The sequence below is a fragment of the Microvirga sp. BSC39 genome (assembly GCF_000739015.1).
Lineage (GTDB): Bacteria > Pseudomonadota > Alphaproteobacteria > Rhizobiales > Beijerinckiaceae > Microvirga.
On record NZ_JPUG01000065.1, the window covers coordinates 1 to 20,004 of the forward strand.

The following is a 20,004-nucleotide window of genomic DNA, read 5'->3' on the forward strand; positions in this document are numbered from 1 at the left end:
CGGGCATGGGCGGCCGGTCGGCCTTGCGGACCCTGACGGGTCCGGGGCGCCAACTTTGACGAGAAAGACTTTGACCTTGGAGCTGCGAAGTTCGAAGGTGGAGCCCTGAGGCTCCCTTGCCTGCTGTTTGTCCTTCGCCGGTCCGGTGATTTGAGCGAGGAGCTAAAGAACCCGATCCCATCTCGAACTCGGCCGTTAAACTCCTCAGCGCCGATGGTACTGTGTCTCAAGACCCGGGAGAGTAGGTCATTGCCGGGCCTGCCAAGGACAAACACAACGCCTCTTTACAGTCTCTGACAACACAAGCGCGGTCGTTCCAGCAGAACGCCGCGCTTTTGCGTATCTCCCCTTCGCCTTCAAAGCCCTGCTTTGAAGGCCATGAGTGGCGCGGGGTGGAGCAGCCCGGTAGCTCGTCAGGCTCATAACCTGAAGGTCACAGGTTCAAATCCTGTCCCCGCAACCAACTCTCAGACGTTACACGTGAGCCCCCACGGGAAACCATGGGGGCTTCGCCACGTCCGGACACAGAGCAAGGTATACAGACGGTAAACCGAGCCCTCGTGTATGTCTCACACGTCTGGAAGCCGTGGGTGTGTCTAAAGCTGCATACGTGAAAACACACTCGCGACATTCGAAAGCGGACGAACCGAACAACAGAAAAGCCTTCCCTGCAGCAGGGAAGGCTTCATCGACTTTCAATTCTTGAATGCGGTTATGGCGTTCAGGCCACCTGCCCAACCGGATCGAGATCGGCGTTGAGCGAGAACCGTTCCAACTGAACCGCGTAGGCGGCCTCCAATCCCTTGAAGCGCGGCTCCGGTTCCGCCGGCTCGATCCGTTCTACCGCCGCCACAAGACGCGAGCAGAAACGATCGGACGCCGACAGAAGGATGCGGAGTGATCGCGCCGATGGCGAAATGCCGGACGATGCATCCTTCACGAGCACGGCAGCCGCCGCATAAAGATCGTCGACGGCAGCTTCCGTGCCGGGGTCGCGCTTGAGCAGACCCATCGTATTGATGAGGAGCACGCGCAGGTCGTGCAGGTCATCCCCCCTGCCCGCCTGTGCAAGCAGATTAACAACCTTTTTGACCGCTTCGATTCTTTCTTTGATTGTTTGTGCTAGAGCGCTGTCGGTCATGAGCCTTCCCCTGTAGGCCTTATGTGGAATCCCCAGAAATCCACGAAATTCAGAATGTCCATTTATGGTTAAGCAATTCTTACGAGACCGTCAGGATCCAAGTTTTTGCGGGCTTTTTCGAACCTCATAGCGATGGATGTGAAGTGTTTCCCGTGCGGCACTATTCGTGCATTGAGATTTCCCGGAAAGCCGACTACATCAGCACATCATTCGTGATTTGAACGTCAATCATGTCGAAGCAGAACAACCTCGAGCGACCGCAAAGGCGTGTCCTGCGAAGCCAGTGCTTCGCTGGGAGGTCCTGCTTCATACATGAACATGAACTGCGACCTGAACCCAGTCCCGTGTGGGGCGTTCAGGCGGGCAGCCCGTCAGAACCGACGCCCGACAGGGCGCACTTCCCACATTGATGCCGGTCTGACGTAACCCGTCGCCGGCCTGATCCGGCGATCTTTCTTTCCTCCCGCATTCGCACTTCGTCCGCAATGCAGGCTCGCCGGATCCCAGCTTGCTGAGAAAAGGAGAAGCCCTGCAATGAACAGGGTCTGGACTGAAGAAGAACTCGACATCCTGCGTCGTGATCGGGAAGCCAAGGTGCCGGTGCCCGTCACCGCGGCGAAACTGGGAAGGCCTGTCCCGGCGACCTATGCCAGAGCCAGGCTGATCGGCACTCTTGTCCAGCCTCACCAGTCCTGGGATGAAGCCAGCGTCGCGCGCCTGCGCGAGCTCGTCTGCGCCGACCCGCCGATGACGGACAAGCGGATTGCCGCTGATCTCGGAAGAAGCGTGACCCAGATCCGCTGGAAGATGCAGGATCTCGGCCTGATCGGCGTGCGGGATCTCTCCAAGCTGGCGAAGATCACGGCTGCCGAGTCGGCTCGCCCAAAGGTCATCAAGGCTTCATCGACAGAACCTGCGTTAAAAAAATCTACCGCCTCCAAGCCGGTGCGTCAGCCTGCTCTTCCAGCTGCAACCATCGCGGTGGCTGCCGTAACACCTCAGACGACCGATCCTCGAGCAGAACTCGAGTGCGCGATCAAAGCTCTCGAGGATCTCATGGCTAGCCGCCTGAGGAGTTTGGTTGCGGAAGCCGAGGCCGGCATGATTAAGGCGGCTCGCGCCGCCATCGCCGAGAAGGCGCGCATCGACCAGCGGCTCACTATCCGGGTCAAGCGCGTGGCAGAGGCGGAAGCTCGCCGGTTGGTGGCTGCGCAGCAGGCCGAAGCCGAAGCGAAGAAAACTGCCGCCGACACCAGACGCCAGGAAGCTGAAACCAGGAAGAGCGAGACTGAGGCCAAACGGCAAACCGAAGAGGCTGCCCGCTTGATCCTTGAGCGGAAGGCCCGCGAGGAGAAACTGCGCAAGGAGGCACAGGTGGAGGCACAGGTCGCGGCCTCCGCATCTGCCGACGTGTCGAAGCCTGCCAGAAAGAAGGCAGTTCTGCCGGCCGTGCAGGGGATGTCACGAGAAGCCGCCCCGCGCCTGCCCCAAGCACCTGCGGCACCCACGGCTCCGAAGATCGTCGTCATGGAAGCCCCTGCAGCGGCTCGTCAGGTTGAGATCGATCAAGCCGATACCCAAACGTCAGGCCGTGGCGGCTGGAAATCCGTTCGCCGCGATCCCGCGCGCATCATGGCGCAGGCGAAGGCCAAGGCCAAACCGGCCAATCGGGCCGATGCCGTCGATCTTGCCCAAGCCGCCCAGGCCGCCATCGAGCGCTTTATCGCAGAGCGCGGCGTGACGCGCACCGAGTCGGGCGGCATCCAGTCAGTCGTCTCGCGTCTCCAGGCACGCGGCTACATCGTCGTGCGTGATGAGACGGGTTGGACGATCGACCAGCGCCACCGCATCGGCAGCGAATCCGATCTGATGGCTTTTGCAGAAGCCCGCGGCATTACATGGAGCGCCGCAGCCTAATTCCGCATCGTAGCAGCGTCCGGCCCATGAGCATCGTGTCGGACGCTGTTCCTGATCTATCGTCTTGCCGTTGCTGTTGTCCGCCCCACATCGGCTACGCGTAGGGAGATGATGATGGATAAACGCAGACTCGGCCGCTCGGACCTGATGGTTTCGCCCCTTTGCCTCGGCGGCAACGTTTTCGGATGGACGGCCGACGAGGCAACGTCCTTCAGGCTTCTCGACGCTTACGTGGATGCGGGCCTCAACTTCATCGACACGGCGGATGTCTACTCCACATGGGCACCCGGTAATGCCGGGGGCGAGTCGGAGGCCATCATCGGCAAGTGGCTGAAGGCGCGTGGCAACCGCGACCGGATCGTCATTGCCACCAAGGTCGGTTCCGAGATGGCACCAGACCGGAAGGGATTGTCGAAGAGCTATATCCGCTCCGCAGTCGAGGATTCTCTCCGCCGGCTTCAGACTGACTTCATCGATCTCTATCAATCCCATCGCGACGATTCCGATACGCCGCAGCAGGAGACGCTCGAGGCTTATGCCGAACTGATCCGCGAGGGAAAAGTGCGAGCCATCGGTGCCTCCAACTTCACCGCAGCCCGGATGACAGAGGCGCTGGCGATCAGCGCCGAGCGGGGCCTTCCGCGTTACGAGAGCCTGCAGCCGAAATACAACCTTTATGACCGCTCCGAATACGAGGCGGAACTGGAGCCGCTCTGCCGGAAGGAGGAGATCGGCGTCATTCCCTATTATGGCCTCGCCAGCGGGTTCCTCACGGGCAAGTACCGGTCTGAGGCGGACTTCGGAAAGAGCGTGCGTGGCGGACGCATGGCGGCGTATCTCAACGAGAGAGGCAAGCGCATCCTCTCGGCCCTGGACGATGTGGCCGCACGCAAGGACGCGACACCGGCCCAGGTCGCTCTTGCGTGGCTGATGGCGCGCCCCGGCCTTACGGCGCCCATCGCCAGCGCCACGAGCGTGCAGCAATTGCAGGACATCGCAAAAGCAACCAAGTTGCGCCTCGATGAGGCCGAGATCACAGAGCTCGATAAAGCCAGTACGTCAGGCTGAGACATCCGTTTTTTGCATGGCAGCTTTCCGTTGTCTGAGGCGGAAGGCTTATTATCTCGTGTCGACCTGTGCTTCAGTTAATTCCACAGGATGAAACGAGGTTTTCAATGAGTGCCCATGCCAACGCATTGTTCCAGCCCTTCACACTGGGCAGCCTGACCCTGCCGAACCGCTTGGTCATGGCTCCCCTCACCCGCAATCGGGCCGCGGAGGGTGACGTTGCGCGTGACATCACCGCCACCTACTACACCCAGCGGGCCAGCGCGGGTCTCCTGATCTCGGAAGGATCGCAGATTTCCCATCAGGGACAGGGCTACCTGCGCACGCCCGGGATCTACACCTCGGAGCAGGTTGCACACTGGCGCAAGGTGACGGACGCCGTTCACAAGGCCGGCGGCCGGATCTTCATTCAGCTCTGGCATGTGGGTCGCGTGTCCCACACCTCGCTCCTGCCGGGCGGTGCAGCACCGGTGGCGCCCTCGGCACTCCGGGCTCAGACAAAGACGTTTATTACAGACGGTTTCGTGGACGTGTCCGAGCCCCGTGCGCTCGAACTCTCAGAGATCCCGGGCATCCTGCGCGACTATGAGAATGCCGCCCGCAATGCCAAGGAGGCCGGCTTCGATGGGGTCGAGATCCATGCGGCCAATGGCTACCTGCTCGACCAGTTCATGAAGGACGGCTCGAACCACCGCACGGACGCCTATGGCGGCTCCATCGAGAACCGCGCTCGCCTCACGATCGAAGCGGCCGAAGCCGTGCTGAAGGTCTGGAACAAGGGGCGGGTCGGCATCCGCCTCTCGCCGGCGAAGGTCAACGACGCGGCGGATTCAAACCCGCAGGCCCTGTTCGGCCATGTGGTCGAGCGGCTCGACAAGCTCGGGCTCGCATACATCCACATGATCGAGGGCGCCACACAGGGTGACCGGAACGCTGTCGACATGGACTACACAGATCTACGCCGCTCCTTCCGCGGCGCCTACATTGCCAATAACGGCTACGACCGCGACATGGCGGCCGAGGCGATCACGAGTGGACGGGCCGACCTCGTGGCCTTTGGGCGGCTCTTCATTGCGAACCCGGATCTTGTCGAGCGTTTCCGCCTCGATGCACCGCTCAACCAGCCGGATCGCGCCACCTTCTATGGCGGCGGCACGGAAGGCTACACGGATTATCCGGCTCTCAACGAGGCGGCCTGAGCATCAGCAGGTGGAGCAGACGCCCTCGCGGGCTTTCTGCTCCAACTCCTCACCTTTGCGAAACAACTCCTCTTCCCGAGCTGTCGGAGCGACCGCAGAGCGCTCACCCGGCTCAAGCCGGTTGACGCCCCCAACGCCGCCAGTGGTGTTGGGATCGGTTGAGGAACGGTTTGCGCTGGTGGCTGCTCCACCCGTGCTGCCTTCGCTGCCGGGGGGCGATCCGGCACGGCCTGTGGTCGCGTTCCCGGTCGCGCTGGTGCCCTGGTTCGCGCCGTTTCCGGTCAGGGTGTCAGGCGCGCCCCTGACACCCGTGTTTCCGGCAGCACCCTGCCCAGGAGGGCGGAGGGCCGGGTTGCCCGGCTGTGCGGCAGTCCCCGAGGAAGATGAACCGGTCGACGGCGCTGCACTGGAGGAGGAACCGCCAGCGCTGCCGCTGCTGGAGCTTCCGGAGGATCCTTGCGCCCATGCGGCTCCTGCGATCAGGCAGCTTGCGACCAGGGCGGTCGAAATGGTGAGATGACGCATCGGCGCCTCCTTTCGAGGTGCTGTCGAACGTCAACTCCAGCCAGAGTCATGAGTTTCCGTCAGATGGCCGCCAAATCGCCAGGGTGACCCTGCTCGCCGGGTCGAGGACCCGGCGCTCTCCCGGAACGAGGCCCCGCTCCGACAGAATTGTCTCAGCGTTCCTGCTGGCTCGGCATTCCGAAAAGACGGGAACACCATCAGGCACATGTGTGCCTTCCGCGCGGGTCAGGTGGAACGCATCGTATCCGATATCGAGAAAGAGATCGAAGACCTGGCGCCCGCCGGGTACGGCGACCCGGCCGCCTGCCGGCAGAACAGTGCTGATCGCCTCGGCCCACGACAGCTTCCCGGGGTGCCACCACCATCCGTCGGCACGCCGCTCGAGGCCGGGGGATGACGAGGACAGGATCATCCGCAGGCGGCCCTTGGGGTTCGCGTTGGCCTCGTGTCCGAGACGACCGAGCACGATGACGGCGGACTTGTTGAGTTCGGCCTGGAAATAAGCCCAATCCGCCTCGTTGCGCAGCACCTCGGGCGTATGGCCCGACGCGTCGGCGATGCACTCGTTGTCCGACACGATGGCATAGCCGTGGATCTCAACCTGGGACATGGATGGACCTTTTATGGGACGCATCAACGATGGCAGCCCTCATGAGGAGCCCCCTTCCGATCGGCCGGAGCCGAGCACGAAGAATTTGCAGGAACTTTCGGTGGGCATAAGCCAGGATTCGGGCATGGGGCGCAACCATGGGGACGATGGCGAAGTTCCGGCTTGCCAGCCAAGGACGAAAATCCGATGAAGCACAGGCGACAGGACAACGGGAGTGCCGGGATGCGGATTGCCACGTGGAATGTGAACTCCATCAAGCAGCGGCTGGACCACCTCGGCACCTTCGTGAAGAGCGCCGACCCGGATGTCGTCTGCCTGCAGGAACTGAAATGCGTAGACGAGGCCTTCCCGCGAGCCGAGGTCGAGGCCATGGGCTACAACGTGGTGACCCATGGGCAGAAGGCCTATAACGGCGTCGCGATCCTGTCCAAGCGGCCGCTCGAAGACGTGCGCCGTGGCCTGCCGGGAGACGAGAGCGACGAGCAGGCCCGTTACCTGGAAGGCGTGATCTCGACCTCCACGGGCGCCGTGCGGGTCGCCTCCATCTATCTGCCGAACGGAAACCCCATCGGCACGCCGAAATTCGACTACAAGCTCGCCTGGATGGACCGCCTGCGCGCCCATGCCCGCAGCCTGCTGGCGCTGGAGGAGCCCCTGGTCCTGTGCGGCGATTACAACGTGATCCCTGAGCCCGAGGATGCCTACGATCCGGCAGCCTGGACGAGGGACGCCCTGTTCCAGCCGGAGAGCCGGGCGAAGTTCCGCGAACTTCTCAACCTGGGCCTATCGGATGCTGTGCGCGCCTGCAGCGACCAGCCGGGGCTCTACTCGTTCTGGGATTATCAGGCCGGCGCGTTCCAGCGGAACAACGGCATTCGCATCGACCACCTGCTGCTCTCGGCCCAGGCGCAGGATAAGCTGAAGACAACCTCGATCCGCAAGGAAGTGCGCGGCTGGGACAAGCCTTCCGACCACGTGCCGGTGATCGTCGATCTCGATATCGAGTGATCGTCAGGAAGCTCTTACGTCATGGCCGGCCTTGTGCCGGTGATCTCGATTCCAAGGTGCAGAGCCTCACAGAATTGAGATGGCCGGGACAAGCCCGGCCATGACATGAGGTGTTCAGTAGCCCGTCTTAGCGGCGCGCCTGGATGTACTGCTCCAGAAGAGCGAGCGCGAGTTTGCGGTCGCTGTCGTCCGCTGCCGTGAAAGCATCCTGGTACAGATCCACGATCCACTGATCCTTGGCGGCATCCGTCGAGGCTTCGCGGGCCAGCGTCAGCCACATCAGCCCCTTGGCGCGCTGGCGCGGAACGCCCTGCCCTGTCATCAGGAGATGGCCCAGGAGCGCCTGGGAGGCCGTATGGCCCTTCTCGGCAGCCAGGTTGAACCAGCGGGCCGCATGGCGGGCATCCTTGCGGACCCCGGTGCCTTCCAGGTAGAGACGCGCGAGGTTGTACTGCGCGTTGGAGTCGCTGAAATACGACGCCGCGTAGCTGAACATCTCGACGGCGCGCGCCGGATTGGCCGCGACATAGGTTCCCTGAATGCCGTCCAGGAAATAGCCGCCGAGCGCCACGAAGGCGCTGGAGACGGCGCCGGCATTCGGCGAATCCGGGCTCTCGTCCGCATGCTGGTCGGCGAGCTTCGAGAAATACTCGAACGCCTTCAGGTCGTCGTGCTCCACGCCGTCACCGTCGGCATACATGCGCCCGAGCTTCCAGAGCGCAAGCGAGTGGCCCTGGCCGGCCGCATATTCGAGCGCGTGGACGGCCCCGATCTTGTCGCCGGCATTGTAGGTGCGCATGCCGCTGCGCAGGGCATCGCGCGCCGAGCCGTACTTGGTGGCAGGCGCCAGCGCCGGCGCGAGAGCAGGCGTCAGCGGCTGCGGACGCGGCGCGGCATCGAGCGCGTGAGCGGCGCCCGCCCCGAGGAAACCCACCCCCAATGTGACCAGGATGAAGTTAGACGTCCGCATAGGCTTCTTTTTCTGCGGCTCCGCCCGGATGGGTGACTGCCCCATCCCGTGCGGGACCAACGGTTTGTGCATATTTCCAAAGATAGCCCGAGGTGGCGCTCGTCTCGCGAGGCTTCCACTGGGCCCGGCGCCGGGTGAGCTCCTCGTCCGAGAGTTCCACGTCGATGGTGCCGTTAATGGCATCGATTGCGATAATGTCGCCGTCCTTGATGAGCCCAATGGGCCCGCCCACGGCAGCCTCCGGCCCCACATGGCCGATGCAGAAGCCGCGGGTCGCGCCGGAGAACCGTCCGTCGGTGATGAGCGCGACCTTGTCGCCCATGCCCTGGCCGTAGAGCGCGGCCGTCGTGGACAGCATCTCGCGCATGCCGGGACCGCCGCGTGGTCCCTCGTAGCGGATCACCAGAACCTCGCCTTCTTCGTACTGACGCTTGGAGACGGCCTCGAAGCAGGCCTCCTCGCCGTCGAAGCAGCGGGCCGGGCCGCGAAACACCTGGCTTCCGGCGGCCATGCCGGCCACCTTCACGATGGCGCCTTCGGGCGCGAGATTGCCCTTGAGGCCCACGACGCCGCCCGTGGGTGTGATCGGCGTGTTCGCCGGATAGACCACGTCCTGCTCGTCGTTCCATTTCACGGAAGCGAGGTTCTCGGCCATGGTGCGGCCGGTGACCGTCATGCAGTCGCCGTGCATGAAGCCGTGATCGAGCAGCGTCTTCATGAGGAGCGGGATGCCGCCGACCTCGAACAGGTCCTTGGCCACATAGCGTCCGCCGGGCTTCAGGTCCGCGATGTAGGGCGTACGCTTGAAGATCTCGGCCACGTCGAACAGGTCGAACTTGATTCCCGCCTCATGGGCGATGGCCGGCAGGTGCAGGGCCGCATTGGTCGAGCCGCCGGAGGCCGCCACCACCGTCGCGGCGTTCTCCAGGGACTTGCGGGTCACGATATCGCGCGGGCGGATGTTCTTGGCGATCAGGTCCATGATCTGCTCGCCGGCCGCGGCGCAGAACCGGTCGCGGATCTCGTAAGGAGCCGGAGCGCCGGCCGAATACGGCAGCGCAAGTCCGATGGCCTCGGAGACCGTCGCCATGGTGTTGGCGGTGAACTGCGCCCCGCAGGCGCCGGCGGACGGGCAGGCCACCTGCTCGAGCTCGGTCAGGTCCTCGTCCGACATCTCGCCGACGGAATGCTTGCCGACCGCCTCGAAGAGATCCTGCACGGTCACCTGGCGACCGCGAAAGGAGCCGGGCAGAATCGACCCGCCATAGATGAAGATCGACGGCACGTTGAGGCGCACCATGGCCATCATCATGCCCGGCAATGACTTGTCGCAGCCGGCCATGCCCACGAGCGCATCATAGGAATGGCCCCGGATGGTCAGCTCGACCGAATCCGCGATCACCTCGCGGGACGGGAGCGACGCCTTCATGCCCTGGTGACCCATGGCGATGCCGTCGGTGACCGTAATCGTGCAGAACTCGCGCGGGGTGCCGCTGGCCGCCGCCACGCCCTTCTTTACGGCCTGGGCCTGGCGCATGAGGGAGATGTTGCAGGGAGCAGCCTCGTTCCAGCAGGTGGCGACGCCGACCAGTGGCTGGGCGATCTGCTCCCGGGTCAGGCCCATGGCGTAGAGGTAGGAGCGGTGCGGCGCACGAGCCGGCCCGACCGTCACGTGACGGCTCGGCAGCTTCGACTTGTCGATCAGGCGCGCATCCATGGTCCGCACTCTTCTTCACCCGGTTCCCACAAGGAGATCCAAGCTCTTGGAACTCCCGTGATCTGCCATGTGCCGCACCACCCGTGCAATGACCCTAAGGAAGGATCGGCTCAACAGGCTTAACCTGGATTTGCCCCAGGGTGCCTTACTGTAAAGCCTTGGTTTAGAAGCACTTTAGCCAGCTTCATAAGGTGCGCTCGGTTTATGGCGGCATCGCGGCGGAGCTTGGGCCAAGGCAGGCAAGATGTTGAAGGTTTGAGGGTGTTGCTCGGCCGCAACATTCTTGGGAGGGGATTTCTGTTGGCCCCTTTGCCAAGCCGCTTCACATGGAAGGCATACCGATGGAATATGCCCGTGCCGCCGTGTAGTGTTCAGACTGCCCACGCCCGCATCTGCTCCGACGAGAACCAGATATCCTCGTAAACGGCAACTGCGCTGGCATCAGGCTCCCGCTCGCTCCTGATCCACAGGGATCGAACGGCGGCAAGGTCCGCCTCGCTCGGCAGGTTCCTACTCGAAGCGGTTTTTCTCGTGCCGCTGCAGGGGATGAAACCAACCCTCATCAGTGGGTGGGCGCTGAAGCCATTGGCCTGCCGCGTTACCAGAACCGCCGGTCCCCAGCTTTCGTGCGGCTGCCAGGGAAAGATCAGCCGCCCGCCGGGATTGAGGGCCCGCAGCCACTCCACATCCGGGGCCGTGACCCCCGCGTTCACATAGACGACATCGGCCTTGGGCAGCACACGCCCGAAAGCTGATTCAGCATGGATCGCGACGTTTGAACGGCCCTGCAGGTTCCGCCGGGCCTGCGACGCCAAATCGGCCTCGTACTCGAACCCTTCCACGTAGCCGCCAGGCTCGACGAGCAGAGACAGGATAGCGGTGTAGTAACCCAGCCCAGCGCCGACATGAATCACTGTCTCGCCCGGTTGAGGGCTGACGGTATCGATCCACGATGCGTGAAGCGCAGGCTCGCCATTGTTGATGCCACGGTCGCGGTCGATGGCGACAAGAACGTTGCTGTAGATATCAGAGACCTGGCGGGTCTGCGTCCCGATTCCCATGCTGATCACCGTCCAGGGCGGAGGCGGCAGAAAGCGCTCGCGGGGAATCTGCGCAAAAGCGTTCTCGACCCGGGCGTTCTCTACCCCGGCCAAGCGCACGAGTTCGGACGCATAAGAGGTCCGCACCTGGGCGGATTGGTCCTGATCGGCGTGGGTTTCCATGACTTACCGTCACTCTCCTCTCCGTTCGGAGAGGACATCAGGAATCAAGTCTATGTTAAGTAAATGGCGCTTCTCAGGGATATGCCAATGGCAATTCAGCGCCTTCCTTCCTTAGGGTTTCTTGCACTGCTTCCGCTCGTCGCAGCCTGCAATCAGACAACAGCCTCCCCTCCTGCCGCCCCTGCGGTGGATCCAAATGCTATGGGATCCGGCGTGCATGCCGCCTTGGCAGACGTGCAGGTCACGCGCGAAAGGCACGACTCTCAAGCGGCCGGGATGGCCGTCATGAGCTTCTTCGATCCGATCGGCATCACGGACCTTGCCGAACCTGCCATGGAGGCGGAGCACCGCCGGGAACTCGACGAGAAGTACCGCCGCGTGGAAGAAGAGGTTCGCAAGACCGTTGCTGAAGCGGAAGCCATCAAGGCGCAGAACCAAGCGGGCGCAAATAACTCGAACGCGCGTAGACGCGCACGTCGAGAAGCTGAATAGGAAATATACCTGATCCTGGAGCGTTCCACCATGAAGTGGGGCTCAGTCCTACATCCTGAACACGCCGAACTTCGTTTCCTGTACAGGAGCGTTGAGGGCGGCCGAGAACGCCAGTGCCAGCACGCGGCGCGTTTCCGAGGGCAGGATGATGCCGTCGTCCCATAAGCGGGCGGTCGCATAGTACGGGGAGCCCTCCTCCTCGTACTTGTTGCGGATCGGTGCCTTGAAGGACTCTTCCTCGTCGGCACTCCAGGACTTTCCTTCGGCCTCGATGTTGTCGCGCCGCACGGTGGCGAGAACGCTCGCCGCCTGCTCGCCGCCCATCACCGAGATGCGGGAATTCGGCCAGGTGAAGAGAAAGCGCGGAGAGTACGCACGTCCGCACATGCCGTAATTGCCGGCGCCGAACGAGCCGCCGACCAGGAGCGTGATCTTCGGCACCTGGGCGCAGGCCACGGCGGTGACGAGCTTCGCGCCGTCCTTGGCGATGCCGCCTGCCTCGTACTGGCGACCGACCATGAAGCCGGAGATATTCTGCAGGAAGAGCAGCGGGATACGCCGCTGGCAGCACAGTTCGATGAAATGCGCGCCCTTCTGGGCGCTCTCCGAGAACAGGATGCCGTTGTTGGCGATGATGCCGACCGGCATGCCCCACAGCCGGGCGAAGCCCGTCACCAGGGTGGTGCCGTAGAGGCGCTTGAACTCGTCGAACTCGGAGCCGTCCACGAGGCGGGCGATCACCTCGCGGATGTCGTACTGCTTCTTGAGGTCGGTGGGCACGATCGCATCGAGGTCATCGATGGAATACCTGGGCTCCACCGGGTCGGCGATGTCGATGTCGATGCTCTTGCGGGTGTTGAGCGTGCCGACGATGCGGCGCACGATGGCGAGGGCATGGACGTCGTCGGTGGCGTAGTGATCCGCCACGCCGGATTGGCGGGCATGCACGTCCGCGCCGCCGAGATCCTCCGCTGAGACCACCTCGCCGGTGGCTGCCTTCACCAGGGGCGGACCGCCGAGGAAGATGGTGCCCTGGCGGCGCACGATGACCGTCTCGTCCGACATGGCCGGCACATAGGCGCCGCCCGCCGTGCAGGAGCCCATCACACAGGCGATCTGCGGGATGCCGAGCGAGGACAGGGTCGCCTGGTTGTAGAAGATGCGGCCGAAATGGTCGCGGTCGGGAAAGACTTCCGTCTGGTGCGGCAGGTTCGCGCCGCCGGAATCGACCAGATAGATGCAGGGCAGACGGTTCTCGCGCGCCACTTCCTGGGCGCGCAGGTGCTTCTTCACCGTCATCGGGTAGTAGGTGCCGCCCTTGATGGTCGAATCGTTGCAGACGATCATGACCTCGCGACCTTCGACCCGGCCGATGCCGGTGATGATCCCGGCGCCGTGGATCGCGTCCTCATACATGCCGTGAGCCGCAAGAGAGCCAAGCTCCAGGAAAGGTGCTCCGGGATCGAGCAGGCGCATCACGCGCTCTCGGGGCAGCAGCTTGCCGCGGGCGAGGTGCCGTTCCCGCGCCTTTGCGGGCCCGCCTTCCGACACAGCCCGCCGCTTGGCCTGGAGATCCAGGGCGAGCTCGGCCCAGGCGGCGCGGTTCGCCCGCGCGGCGTCCGATGTCAGGTCGGCAGAGGTGGCGATGACGGGCACGGCGTCGGTCTCCCTGGTTCTTGGGTTTTGGCTCCTGCCCGGCGCAAGCCGGAGGGCTTTACCGCTCAGTAGCTAGAACCGGGGAGCCTGCGCAACTGGGACTTGGGAGGTTCAGGCCTCAGCCCTTGGCCTGAATGACCGCTTCCCGCCGGATGACGCCCGATCCGCAGTGATAGGCGATGCCGCGCACCAGAGACCAATCCTGGGAGACCTGCTGCAGGTAGAGATGCGTGCCGCCAAGGGCGACGGTGGCCTGCAGCATGTCGTCGGTGGCGCGGCCGAAGGTGGACCTGCCGAGCGTCACGCCGAAGCCGACATTGACCTGCGTGTGCGTTCCGGGCGTGGTGGGGGTCACCGGGCTCACCTCACCAAGACGCGTGCAAGCACGGACATCCACCGGCGAATCGACGATCTTCACGAGTTCCGTCGGCTCGGGCCGGTAGGCGCAGGCCGAAGCGGCCAGGGCGACGAGGGAGGCAAGGAGGGCACGTTGCATGGAAGTTCCGCCAATGATCAGCCGTTTGCCCCAGCTTAGAGCATGAAGCCGCGTTGAGGAGAAGCCTTGCCGTATGGAAGGCGAAAATCCTAGGCGGCGTGGCTCGGGAGCAACGGTGCGTCGACCCGCACGGTCGGCCCGAAGATCTCCTCGAACGCCGTCCGCATGACTGAATCGACTTCCGGCAGGGTCACGGGAATGCCGAGATCGACGAGGCTCGTGACCCCGTGCTGGGTCACGCCGCAGGGCACGATGCCCGAGAAATGGGAGAGATCCGGCTCCACATTGAGGCTGATGCCGTGGAAGGTGGCCCAGCGGCGCACTCGGATGCCGATGGCGGCGATCTTGTCCTCCGCGGCTTCCCCCTTGTCTGGCCGGCGGACCCAGACTCCGACCCGATCCTCCCGCCGCTCGCCGCGAACATTGAAGCCATCCAGAGTCGCGATAATCCAGGCCTCCAGGGCGGCCACATAGCGGCGCAGGTCAGGCGCCCGGCGCTTGAGATCGAGCATTACATAGGCGACCCGCTGACCCGGACCGTGATAGGTGTACTGCCCTCCCCGGCCCGTCTGGTGAACCGGGAAGCGGTCGGGATCCACGAGGTCCGCGGCATCGGCCGAGGTGCCGGCCGTGTAGAGCGGCGGATGCTCCAGCAGCCAGACCATCTCGCGGGCCTGGCCGGCCGCAATCGCCTTGGCCCGGGCCTCCATGAAGGCCACGGCCGCCTCATAGCCGACGAGGGCGTCCGTAATGGCCCATTCCACCGGTTCGGAGCCGCTCTCGGCATGGAACTGAACGGCCAGGCTGTCTCGCAGGTTCGACACCGATTCACCTTGAATTTTCTAGAATCCAGAACGGCAGGCGTCCTGATCCTTGAGGGAGCGAGGGTCTGCTCCTGCGCCCATTGAGTTTGGGCTTATATAGTCGTTCCAGAGGCTTATCGCCTATCCCCTCCGTCGTCGCCCGAGACATGCACGCCCTTCAATCGCCGCAAGCTCCACGGAAGGGGTTGCAGCGGTCCGATCGTTCTGCTAGAGCGACCACCTCTTCAGGAAAACCCTTCCTGAAACCGAGTTCGCGGTCATGGCGGAATTGGTAGACGCACTACCTTGAGGTGGTAGCGGGGAGACCCGTGGAGGTTCGAGTCCTCTTGACCGCACCAACTTTCAGCACATCTCGTGCTGAAAACATAAAGGCCCCTCACCGGGGCCTTTTTTGTTGACCTCAGCTGCTCCGGCTCCTGAGGGCAGGAACGGCCGACAAGCGATATTCCGAGAAAGCCTTTGGGGCGCATTGCGCTGACTGGCGCAGGCACCTAAAAGGCCGGCAACCCACTCCCGAGGACGGCTCATGCAGGAAGTCGAAGACAAGACGCTGCTTCCGACCCCCGATGGGTCTATGCCGGTTACACCGGCATTCCGGGACGAGGAAGGCGAACTCAATCCGGAATTCCTGGCCGCCGCCGCCGATGCCATTGAGGCCTCGGACGCGGATCTGCTGCAGCAACTGGTGGAGGACTTCCACGAATCCGAGATGGGCGATCTGCTCGAGGCTCTGGCGCCCGAGCACCGCCACCGGCTGATCGAGCTCCTCGGCTCCTCGTTCGATTTCGCGGCGCTGACCGAGGTGGACGAGGCCGTCCGCGAGGAGATCCTTGAGGAGCTGGAGACAGCCACCGTCGCCGAGGGCGTGCGCGAACTCGATTCAGATGATGCCATCACCATTCTCGAGAGCCTCCCGGAAGACGAACAGGCGGAGGTTCTCGACCAGCTTCCCGCCATCGAGCGCGTGGCGCTCCAACGCTCCCTCGACTACCCGGAAGACAGCGCTGGCCGGCGCATGCAGACCGAGTTCATCGCAGTGCCTCCGTTCTGGACGGTGGGGCAGACGATCGACTTCATGCGCGAGACGGAGGATCTGCCGGAGACCTTCTACGAGATCTTCGTCATCGACCCCGCGGCCCACCTGCTCGGAGCGGTGCCCCTGGACAAGCTCCTGCGCTCCAAGCGCCCGGTCACCATCCAGGAGATCATGAACGACGAGCCGGACCGGGTGGAGGCCACCCAGCATCAGGAGGAGGTGGCCCGCCTGTTCGAGCGCTACAACCTCGTCTCGGCCGCCGTGGTGGACGAGGGAGGCCGGCTTGTCGGCACCATCCTCGTCGACGACATCGTGGACGTGCTGGAGGAGGAAGCCGATGCCGACATCAAGCAGCTCGGCGGCGTGAAATCGGACGAAGAGCTCTCCGATACGATCCTCTACATCCAGAGAAGCCGCTTCCCCTGGCTCTTCGCCAACATGTGCACGGCGCTGATCGCCTCCAGCATCATTCGCCTCTTCGAGGGTTCGCTGCAGCAGATGGTTGCGCTCGCCATCCTCATGCCTATCGTAGCCTCCATGGGAGGCAATGCGGGCACGCAGACCATGACGGTGGCGGTCCGGGCGCTGGCCACCCGGGAGCTGGGGCGCTCCAATGCCTGGCGCATCATCCGCCGCGAGGGAGCCGTCGGCCTGCTCAACGGCATGGCCTTCGCCATCATCATGGGTGTCCTGGCGGGGCTCTGGTTCGAATCGCCGGAACTCGGCCTCGTGATCGGACTGGCCCTGATCACGGTCCTGTTCTTTGCGGCGCTCGGCGGCATCTTCGTGCCTCTCACCCTCAACCGGATGGGCGTGGACCCTGCCGTCTCGTCCGGCCCCTTCGTCACCAGCATCACGGACATCGTCGGCTTCTTCGCCTTTTTAGGCATCGCAACCGCCTGGTTTAACTTGTAAGCTTGTTTCGCGTCCGTGTCGTAAGGGCCTGTTAACGCTCTTGCGTCATCCCTGGTGTGATCCAGTCCTGCGTACAATACAGTTGAACCGATGAAGACTCGCCGCCGCTCCCCCAGCCGTTCCAAGAACTCTGGCCTGACGACGTTCGTTAGGGTCGCTCGGTTCGGCGCGCTTGCCGCCATGGCCTTGGGCCTTGCCTCCTGCGCCATCGCCCCCTCCTCGTCCAGCCGCTACCCGGCCAAGAGCGATGCCCGTCCGCACGAAGGCGTCGCCACCGCTCACCGGCTGCCGATCCACGGCGTCGACATCTCGAAATGGCAGGGTGACGTGGACTGGGCGTCCCTGCGCCAGGCCGGCACCAAGTTCGCCTTTATCAAGGCGACCGAGGGCGGCGACCACATCGACAGCAAATTTCATGAGAACTGGCAGGCTGCCAGACGGGCAGGCGTTCCGCGCGGCGCCTACCATTTCGTCTATTGGTGCCGCCCGGCCCACGAGCAGGCGGCCTGGTTCAAGAAGAACGTGCCGGCGGACCCGGACGCCCTCCCCCCGGTGCTCGACGTGGAGTGGAACGGCCAGTCGGTGAACTGCCCGAAGAAGGTTCCGCGCGAGCAGGCCCTCGCCATGATCGACCTGATGCTGCGCGAGATGGAGGCCCACACGGGCAAGCGGCCGATCATCTACACCGACATCACCTTCCATAAGGAGATCCTGGAGGGCGAGTTCAACGACCATCCCTACTGGATCCGCAGCACGGCGGCCGAGCCCCACGTGCGCTACAACAACCGCCGCTGGACCTTCTGGCAGTTCACCACCACGGGTCGTGTGCCCGGCGTGAAGGGTGACGTGGACCGCAACGCCTTCTACGGCACGGACAACCAGTGGCGCATGTTCGTCGCGAGCGCCTGCGACCCGCGCGACCACGGCCGGCTCAAGCCGCAGGGCATCTGCCGCGACATGGACGCGGTGCAGACGGCGAGCATCGACGAATAAGGCTCCAACCGGACGAAGTTCAGGCTCCCCACGGATCGTGCGGGAGCCTTTTCTTTTGCGAGCCAAGGCCAGTTACCGGTCGGGCCGTGACACCGCCTCACTTTTCTTGATGCCTTGGCCTTGATAAGGGCAGCATTGCTGACCAAAATGAGCCGCGAAAAAAAACCATCCATCGCGTACCCTTCCGGGTCACGAATGGAACGGGGAGGAATCAATGCTGCCGAACGCCGCCAAGGGCTTCAATTTCGATCTCGGCGAGACCGCCGACGCCATCCGCGAGACAGTGCGCGACTTCGCGCAGGACAAGATCGCGCCCCGCGCCGAGGAGATCGACCGCACCAACCAGTTCCCGCGCGACCTCTGGCCCCAGCTTGGCGAGCTCGGCGTCCACGGAATCACGGTCGAGGAGGAGTATGGCGGCGCGGGCCTCGGCTATCTCGAGCACGTGATCGCCATGGAGGAGATCTCCCGCGCGTCCGCGTCGGTGGGCCTGTCCTACGGCGCCCATTCCAACCTCTGCATCAACCAGATCCGCCGCAACGGCAACGAGGACCAGAAGCGCCGCTACCTGCCCAAGCTCATCTCCGGCGAGCATGTGGGCGCGCTCGCCATGTCCGAGCCGGGATCGGGCTCCGACGTGGTCTCCATGCGCACCCGCGCCGACAAGCGCGGCGACCGCTACGTGCTCAACGGCAATAAGATGTGGATCACCAACGGCCCCACGGCCGAGACGCTTGTGGTCTATGCCAAGACCGACCCGGAGGCAGGCCCGCGCGGCATGACGGCTTTCCTGATCGAGAAGGGTTTCAAGGGCTTCTCCACGCACCAGAAGCTCGACAAGCTCGGCATGCGCGGATCCGACACCTGCGAGCTGGTGTTCGAGGATTGCGAGGTGCCGGAGGAGAACGTGCTCGGTCAGGTCGGCCGGGGCGTGAACGTGCTCATGTCCGGCCTCGACTATGAGCGCGCCGTGCTGGCGGCCGGCTCCACGGGCATCATGCAGGCCTGCATGGACGTGGTGCTGCCCTACATCCACGAGCGCAAGCAGTTCGGCCAGGCCATCGGTGAGTTCCAGCTCGTGCAGGGCAAGGTCGCCGATATGTACGTGACCATGAACGCGGCAAAGGCCTACGTTTATGCGGTCGCCAAGGCCTGCGACCGGGGTGAGACCACCCGCGAGGATGCGGCTGGGGCGATCCTGTATGCTGCCGAGAACGCCACCAGGATGGCTCTCGATGCGATCCAGCTGCTGGGCGGCAACGGCTATATCAACGACTACCCGACCGGCCGCCTGCTGCGCGACGCGAAGCTCTATGAGATCGGCGCCGGCACCAGCGAGATTCGCCGCATGCTGATCGGCCGCGAGCTGTTCGCCAAGACCGCCTGACCAAGGCTGCACTCGAGACTTAACCAGAACGGCCGGGCGTAGTCCCGGCCGTTCGTTTGTTGGAGCCTGCCGCAGACGCGACGGGCCTTTTCGTTCAAGCAGGACTGTTTACTGTGAGGAGCGGATTCATACCCGCGAGGCCGCGATGACCTTGAAGCTCTATGCTCACCCCTTCTCCTCCTACTGTCAGAAGGTGCTGATCGCGCTGTACGAGAACGGCACGCCGTTCGAATACCTGACGCTCGACGATGCGAAGAACGGTGCCGAGCTTGAGACCCTCTGGCCCATCAAGAAGTTTCCCACACTCGTGGACGCTGGGCGCCTCATCCTGGAGGCCAGCATCATCATCGAGCATTTGGAACTCCATCATCCGGGACCGGTGCGGCTAATTCCAAAGGATCCGCACGCCGCTCTTAATGTCCGATTGATGGATCGCTTCTTCGACAACTACATCGCCACGCCGATGCAGAAGATCGTGCTCGACTGGATCCGTCCGGAGCAGGATCGCGACCCCTATGGCGTCACTGAAGCGCGAACCATGCTCGACAAGGCTTACGCCTGGCTCGACGCGACCCTGGCCGGGAGAGAATGGGCCATTGGTGCTACCTTCAGCCTTGCCGATTGCGCCGCCGCCCCGTCGCTCTTCTATGCCGACTGGGCGCATCCGATGGGCGAAAGATTTCCCCGCCTTCGGGACTACCGCCGGAAGCTTCTGGCCCGGCCCTCCTTCGCACGGGCCGTCGACGAGGCCCGACCCTACCGTCCTCATTTCCCGCTCGGCGCGCCGGACCGCGACTGACGCACGGCAGGAATGCGGCTGAGAAAGT

At 63.8% G+C, this 20,004-nt stretch carries 18 protein-coding genes, 2 tRNA genes and 1 rRNA gene; 12 read left to right on the top strand and 9 right to left on the bottom strand.

Translation table 11 applies throughout. The features are described from left to right. Positions 1-141 precede the first annotated feature (141 nt). Positions 142-258, top strand: a 5S ribosomal RNA gene (gene rrf / locus MA07_RS14695). A 128-nt stretch (positions 259-386) separates the two neighbouring features. Continuing rightward, positions 387-463, top strand: a tRNA-Met gene (locus MA07_RS14700). Between the two features lie 258 nt (positions 464-721). On the opposite strand, the gene MA07_RS14705 is transcribed toward MA07_RS14700, so the two are convergent. Continuing rightward, positions 722-1,141: a hypothetical protein gene (locus MA07_RS14705; protein WP_036352243.1), complete on the bottom strand. Its 420-nt coding sequence runs from the start codon at positions 1,139-1,141 to the stop codon at positions 722-724. 534 nt (positions 1,142-1,675) lie between these two features. Here MA07_RS14705 and MA07_RS14710 point away from each other — a divergent pair. The 3 genes from MA07_RS14710 (at position 1,676) to MA07_RS14720 (ending at position 5,325) form a co-directional block, all read left to right on the top strand. After that, a complete protein-coding gene (locus MA07_RS14710; protein WP_036352246.1) occupies positions 1,676-3,058 on the top strand; it encodes a hypothetical protein in 1,383 nt (460 codons plus the stop codon). 114 nt (positions 3,059-3,172) lie between these two features. Continuing rightward, positions 3,173-4,126, top strand: coding sequence for an aldo/keto reductase (locus MA07_RS14715; protein ID WP_036352249.1), 954 nt, complete (start codon positions 3,173-3,175; stop codon positions 4,124-4,126). Positions 4,127-4,233: 107 nt separating this feature from the next. Continuing rightward, on the top strand, positions 4,234-5,325 hold the full coding sequence (locus MA07_RS14720; RefSeq protein ID WP_036352251.1) for an alkene reductase: 1,092 nt from the start codon (positions 4,234-4,236) through the stop codon (positions 5,323-5,325). A gap of 3 nt (positions 5,326-5,328) precedes the next feature. Here MA07_RS14720 and MA07_RS29660 read toward each other — a convergent pair whose 3' ends face one another. Further along, positions 5,329-5,850: a hypothetical protein gene (locus MA07_RS29660; protein WP_152568877.1), complete on the bottom strand. Its 522-nt coding sequence runs from the start codon at positions 5,848-5,850 to the stop codon at positions 5,329-5,331. A gap of 46 nt (positions 5,851-5,896) precedes the next feature. Further along, positions 5,897-6,460: a hypothetical protein gene (locus MA07_RS14725; protein ID WP_036352254.1), complete on the bottom strand. Its 564-nt coding sequence runs from the start codon at positions 6,458-6,460 to the stop codon at positions 5,897-5,899. Between the two features lie 222 nt (positions 6,461-6,682). On the opposite strand from MA07_RS14725, the gene xth reads away from it, so the two are divergent. Further along, complete coding sequence (gene xth / locus MA07_RS14730) at positions 6,683-7,468, top strand: exodeoxyribonuclease III (RefSeq protein ID WP_036352257.1); 786 nt, start codon at positions 6,683-6,685, stop codon at positions 7,466-7,468. 127 nt (positions 7,469-7,595) lie between these two features. Here xth and MA07_RS14735 read toward each other — a convergent pair whose 3' ends face one another. From MA07_RS14735 to MA07_RS14745, 3 genes are all read right to left on the bottom strand, one after another. Continuing rightward, entirely contained in the window at positions 7,596-8,438 is an 843-nt protein-coding gene (locus MA07_RS14735) for a tetratricopeptide repeat protein (RefSeq protein ID WP_052003188.1), read from the bottom strand. Next, positions 8,425-10,155 carry a dihydroxy-acid dehydratase gene (gene ilvD, locus MA07_RS14740; protein WP_036352260.1) on the bottom strand — a complete coding sequence of 577 codons (1,731 nt, stop codon included), beginning with the start codon at positions 10,153-10,155 and terminating at the stop codon, positions 8,425-8,427. Before ilvD ends, MA07_RS14735 begins: the two co-directional genes overlap by 14 nt. Positions 10,156-10,526: 371 nt before the next feature. Beyond that, a complete protein-coding gene (locus tag MA07_RS14745) occupies positions 10,527-11,378 on the bottom strand; it encodes an SAM-dependent methyltransferase (RefSeq protein ID WP_036352262.1) in 852 nt (283 codons plus the stop codon). Positions 11,379-11,663: 285 nt separating this feature from the next. On the opposite strand from MA07_RS14745, the gene MA07_RS14750 reads away from it, so the two are divergent. Further along, positions 11,664-11,870, top strand: coding sequence for a hypothetical protein (locus tag MA07_RS14750; protein ID WP_160195440.1), 207 nt, complete (start codon positions 11,664-11,666; stop codon positions 11,868-11,870). A 48-nt stretch (positions 11,871-11,918) separates the two neighbouring features. On the opposite strand, the gene MA07_RS14755 is transcribed toward MA07_RS14750, so the two are convergent. The 3 genes from MA07_RS14755 to lipB all read right to left on the bottom strand — a co-directional run bounded on the left by MA07_RS14755 (position 11,919) and on the right by lipB (position 14,846). Further along, positions 11,919-13,526: a carboxyl transferase domain-containing protein gene (locus MA07_RS14755; RefSeq protein ID WP_036352268.1), complete on the bottom strand. Its 1,608-nt coding sequence runs from the start codon at positions 13,524-13,526 to the stop codon at positions 11,919-11,921. Between the two features lie 118 nt (positions 13,527-13,644). Next, complete coding sequence (locus tag MA07_RS14760) at positions 13,645-14,022, bottom strand: hypothetical protein (RefSeq protein ID WP_036352270.1); 378 nt, start codon at positions 14,020-14,022, stop codon at positions 13,645-13,647. An 89-nt stretch (positions 14,023-14,111) separates the two neighbouring features. Next, positions 14,112-14,846 carry a lipoyl(octanoyl) transferase LipB gene (gene lipB, locus MA07_RS14765; protein ID WP_036352274.1) on the bottom strand — a complete coding sequence of 245 codons (735 nt, stop codon included), beginning with the start codon at positions 14,844-14,846 and terminating at the stop codon, positions 14,112-14,114. A gap of 253 nt (positions 14,847-15,099) precedes the next feature. Here lipB and MA07_RS14770 point away from each other — a divergent pair. The 5 genes from MA07_RS14770 (at position 15,100) to MA07_RS14790 (ending at position 19,976) form a co-directional block, all read left to right on the top strand. Then, a tRNA-Leu gene (locus tag MA07_RS14770) sits at positions 15,100-15,184 on the top strand. A gap of 236 nt (positions 15,185-15,420) precedes the next feature. Then, a complete protein-coding gene (mgtE, locus tag MA07_RS14775; protein ID WP_036352478.1) occupies positions 15,421-16,797 on the top strand; it encodes a magnesium transporter in 1,377 nt (458 codons plus the stop codon). A 180-nt stretch (positions 16,798-16,977) separates the two neighbouring features. Beyond that, complete coding sequence (locus MA07_RS14780) at positions 16,978-17,790, top strand: glycoside hydrolase family 25 protein (RefSeq protein ID WP_244445262.1); 813 nt, start codon at positions 16,978-16,980, stop codon at positions 17,788-17,790. 214 nt (positions 17,791-18,004) lie between these two features. Further along, entirely contained in the window at positions 18,005-19,177 is a 1,173-nt protein-coding gene (locus MA07_RS14785) for an isovaleryl-CoA dehydrogenase (protein ID WP_036352282.1), read from the top strand. A gap of 145 nt (positions 19,178-19,322) precedes the next feature. Further along, on the top strand, positions 19,323-19,976 hold the full coding sequence (locus MA07_RS14790; protein ID WP_036352286.1) for a glutathione S-transferase family protein: 654 nt from the start codon (positions 19,323-19,325) through the stop codon (positions 19,974-19,976). Positions 19,977-20,004: the final 28 nt, after the last annotated feature.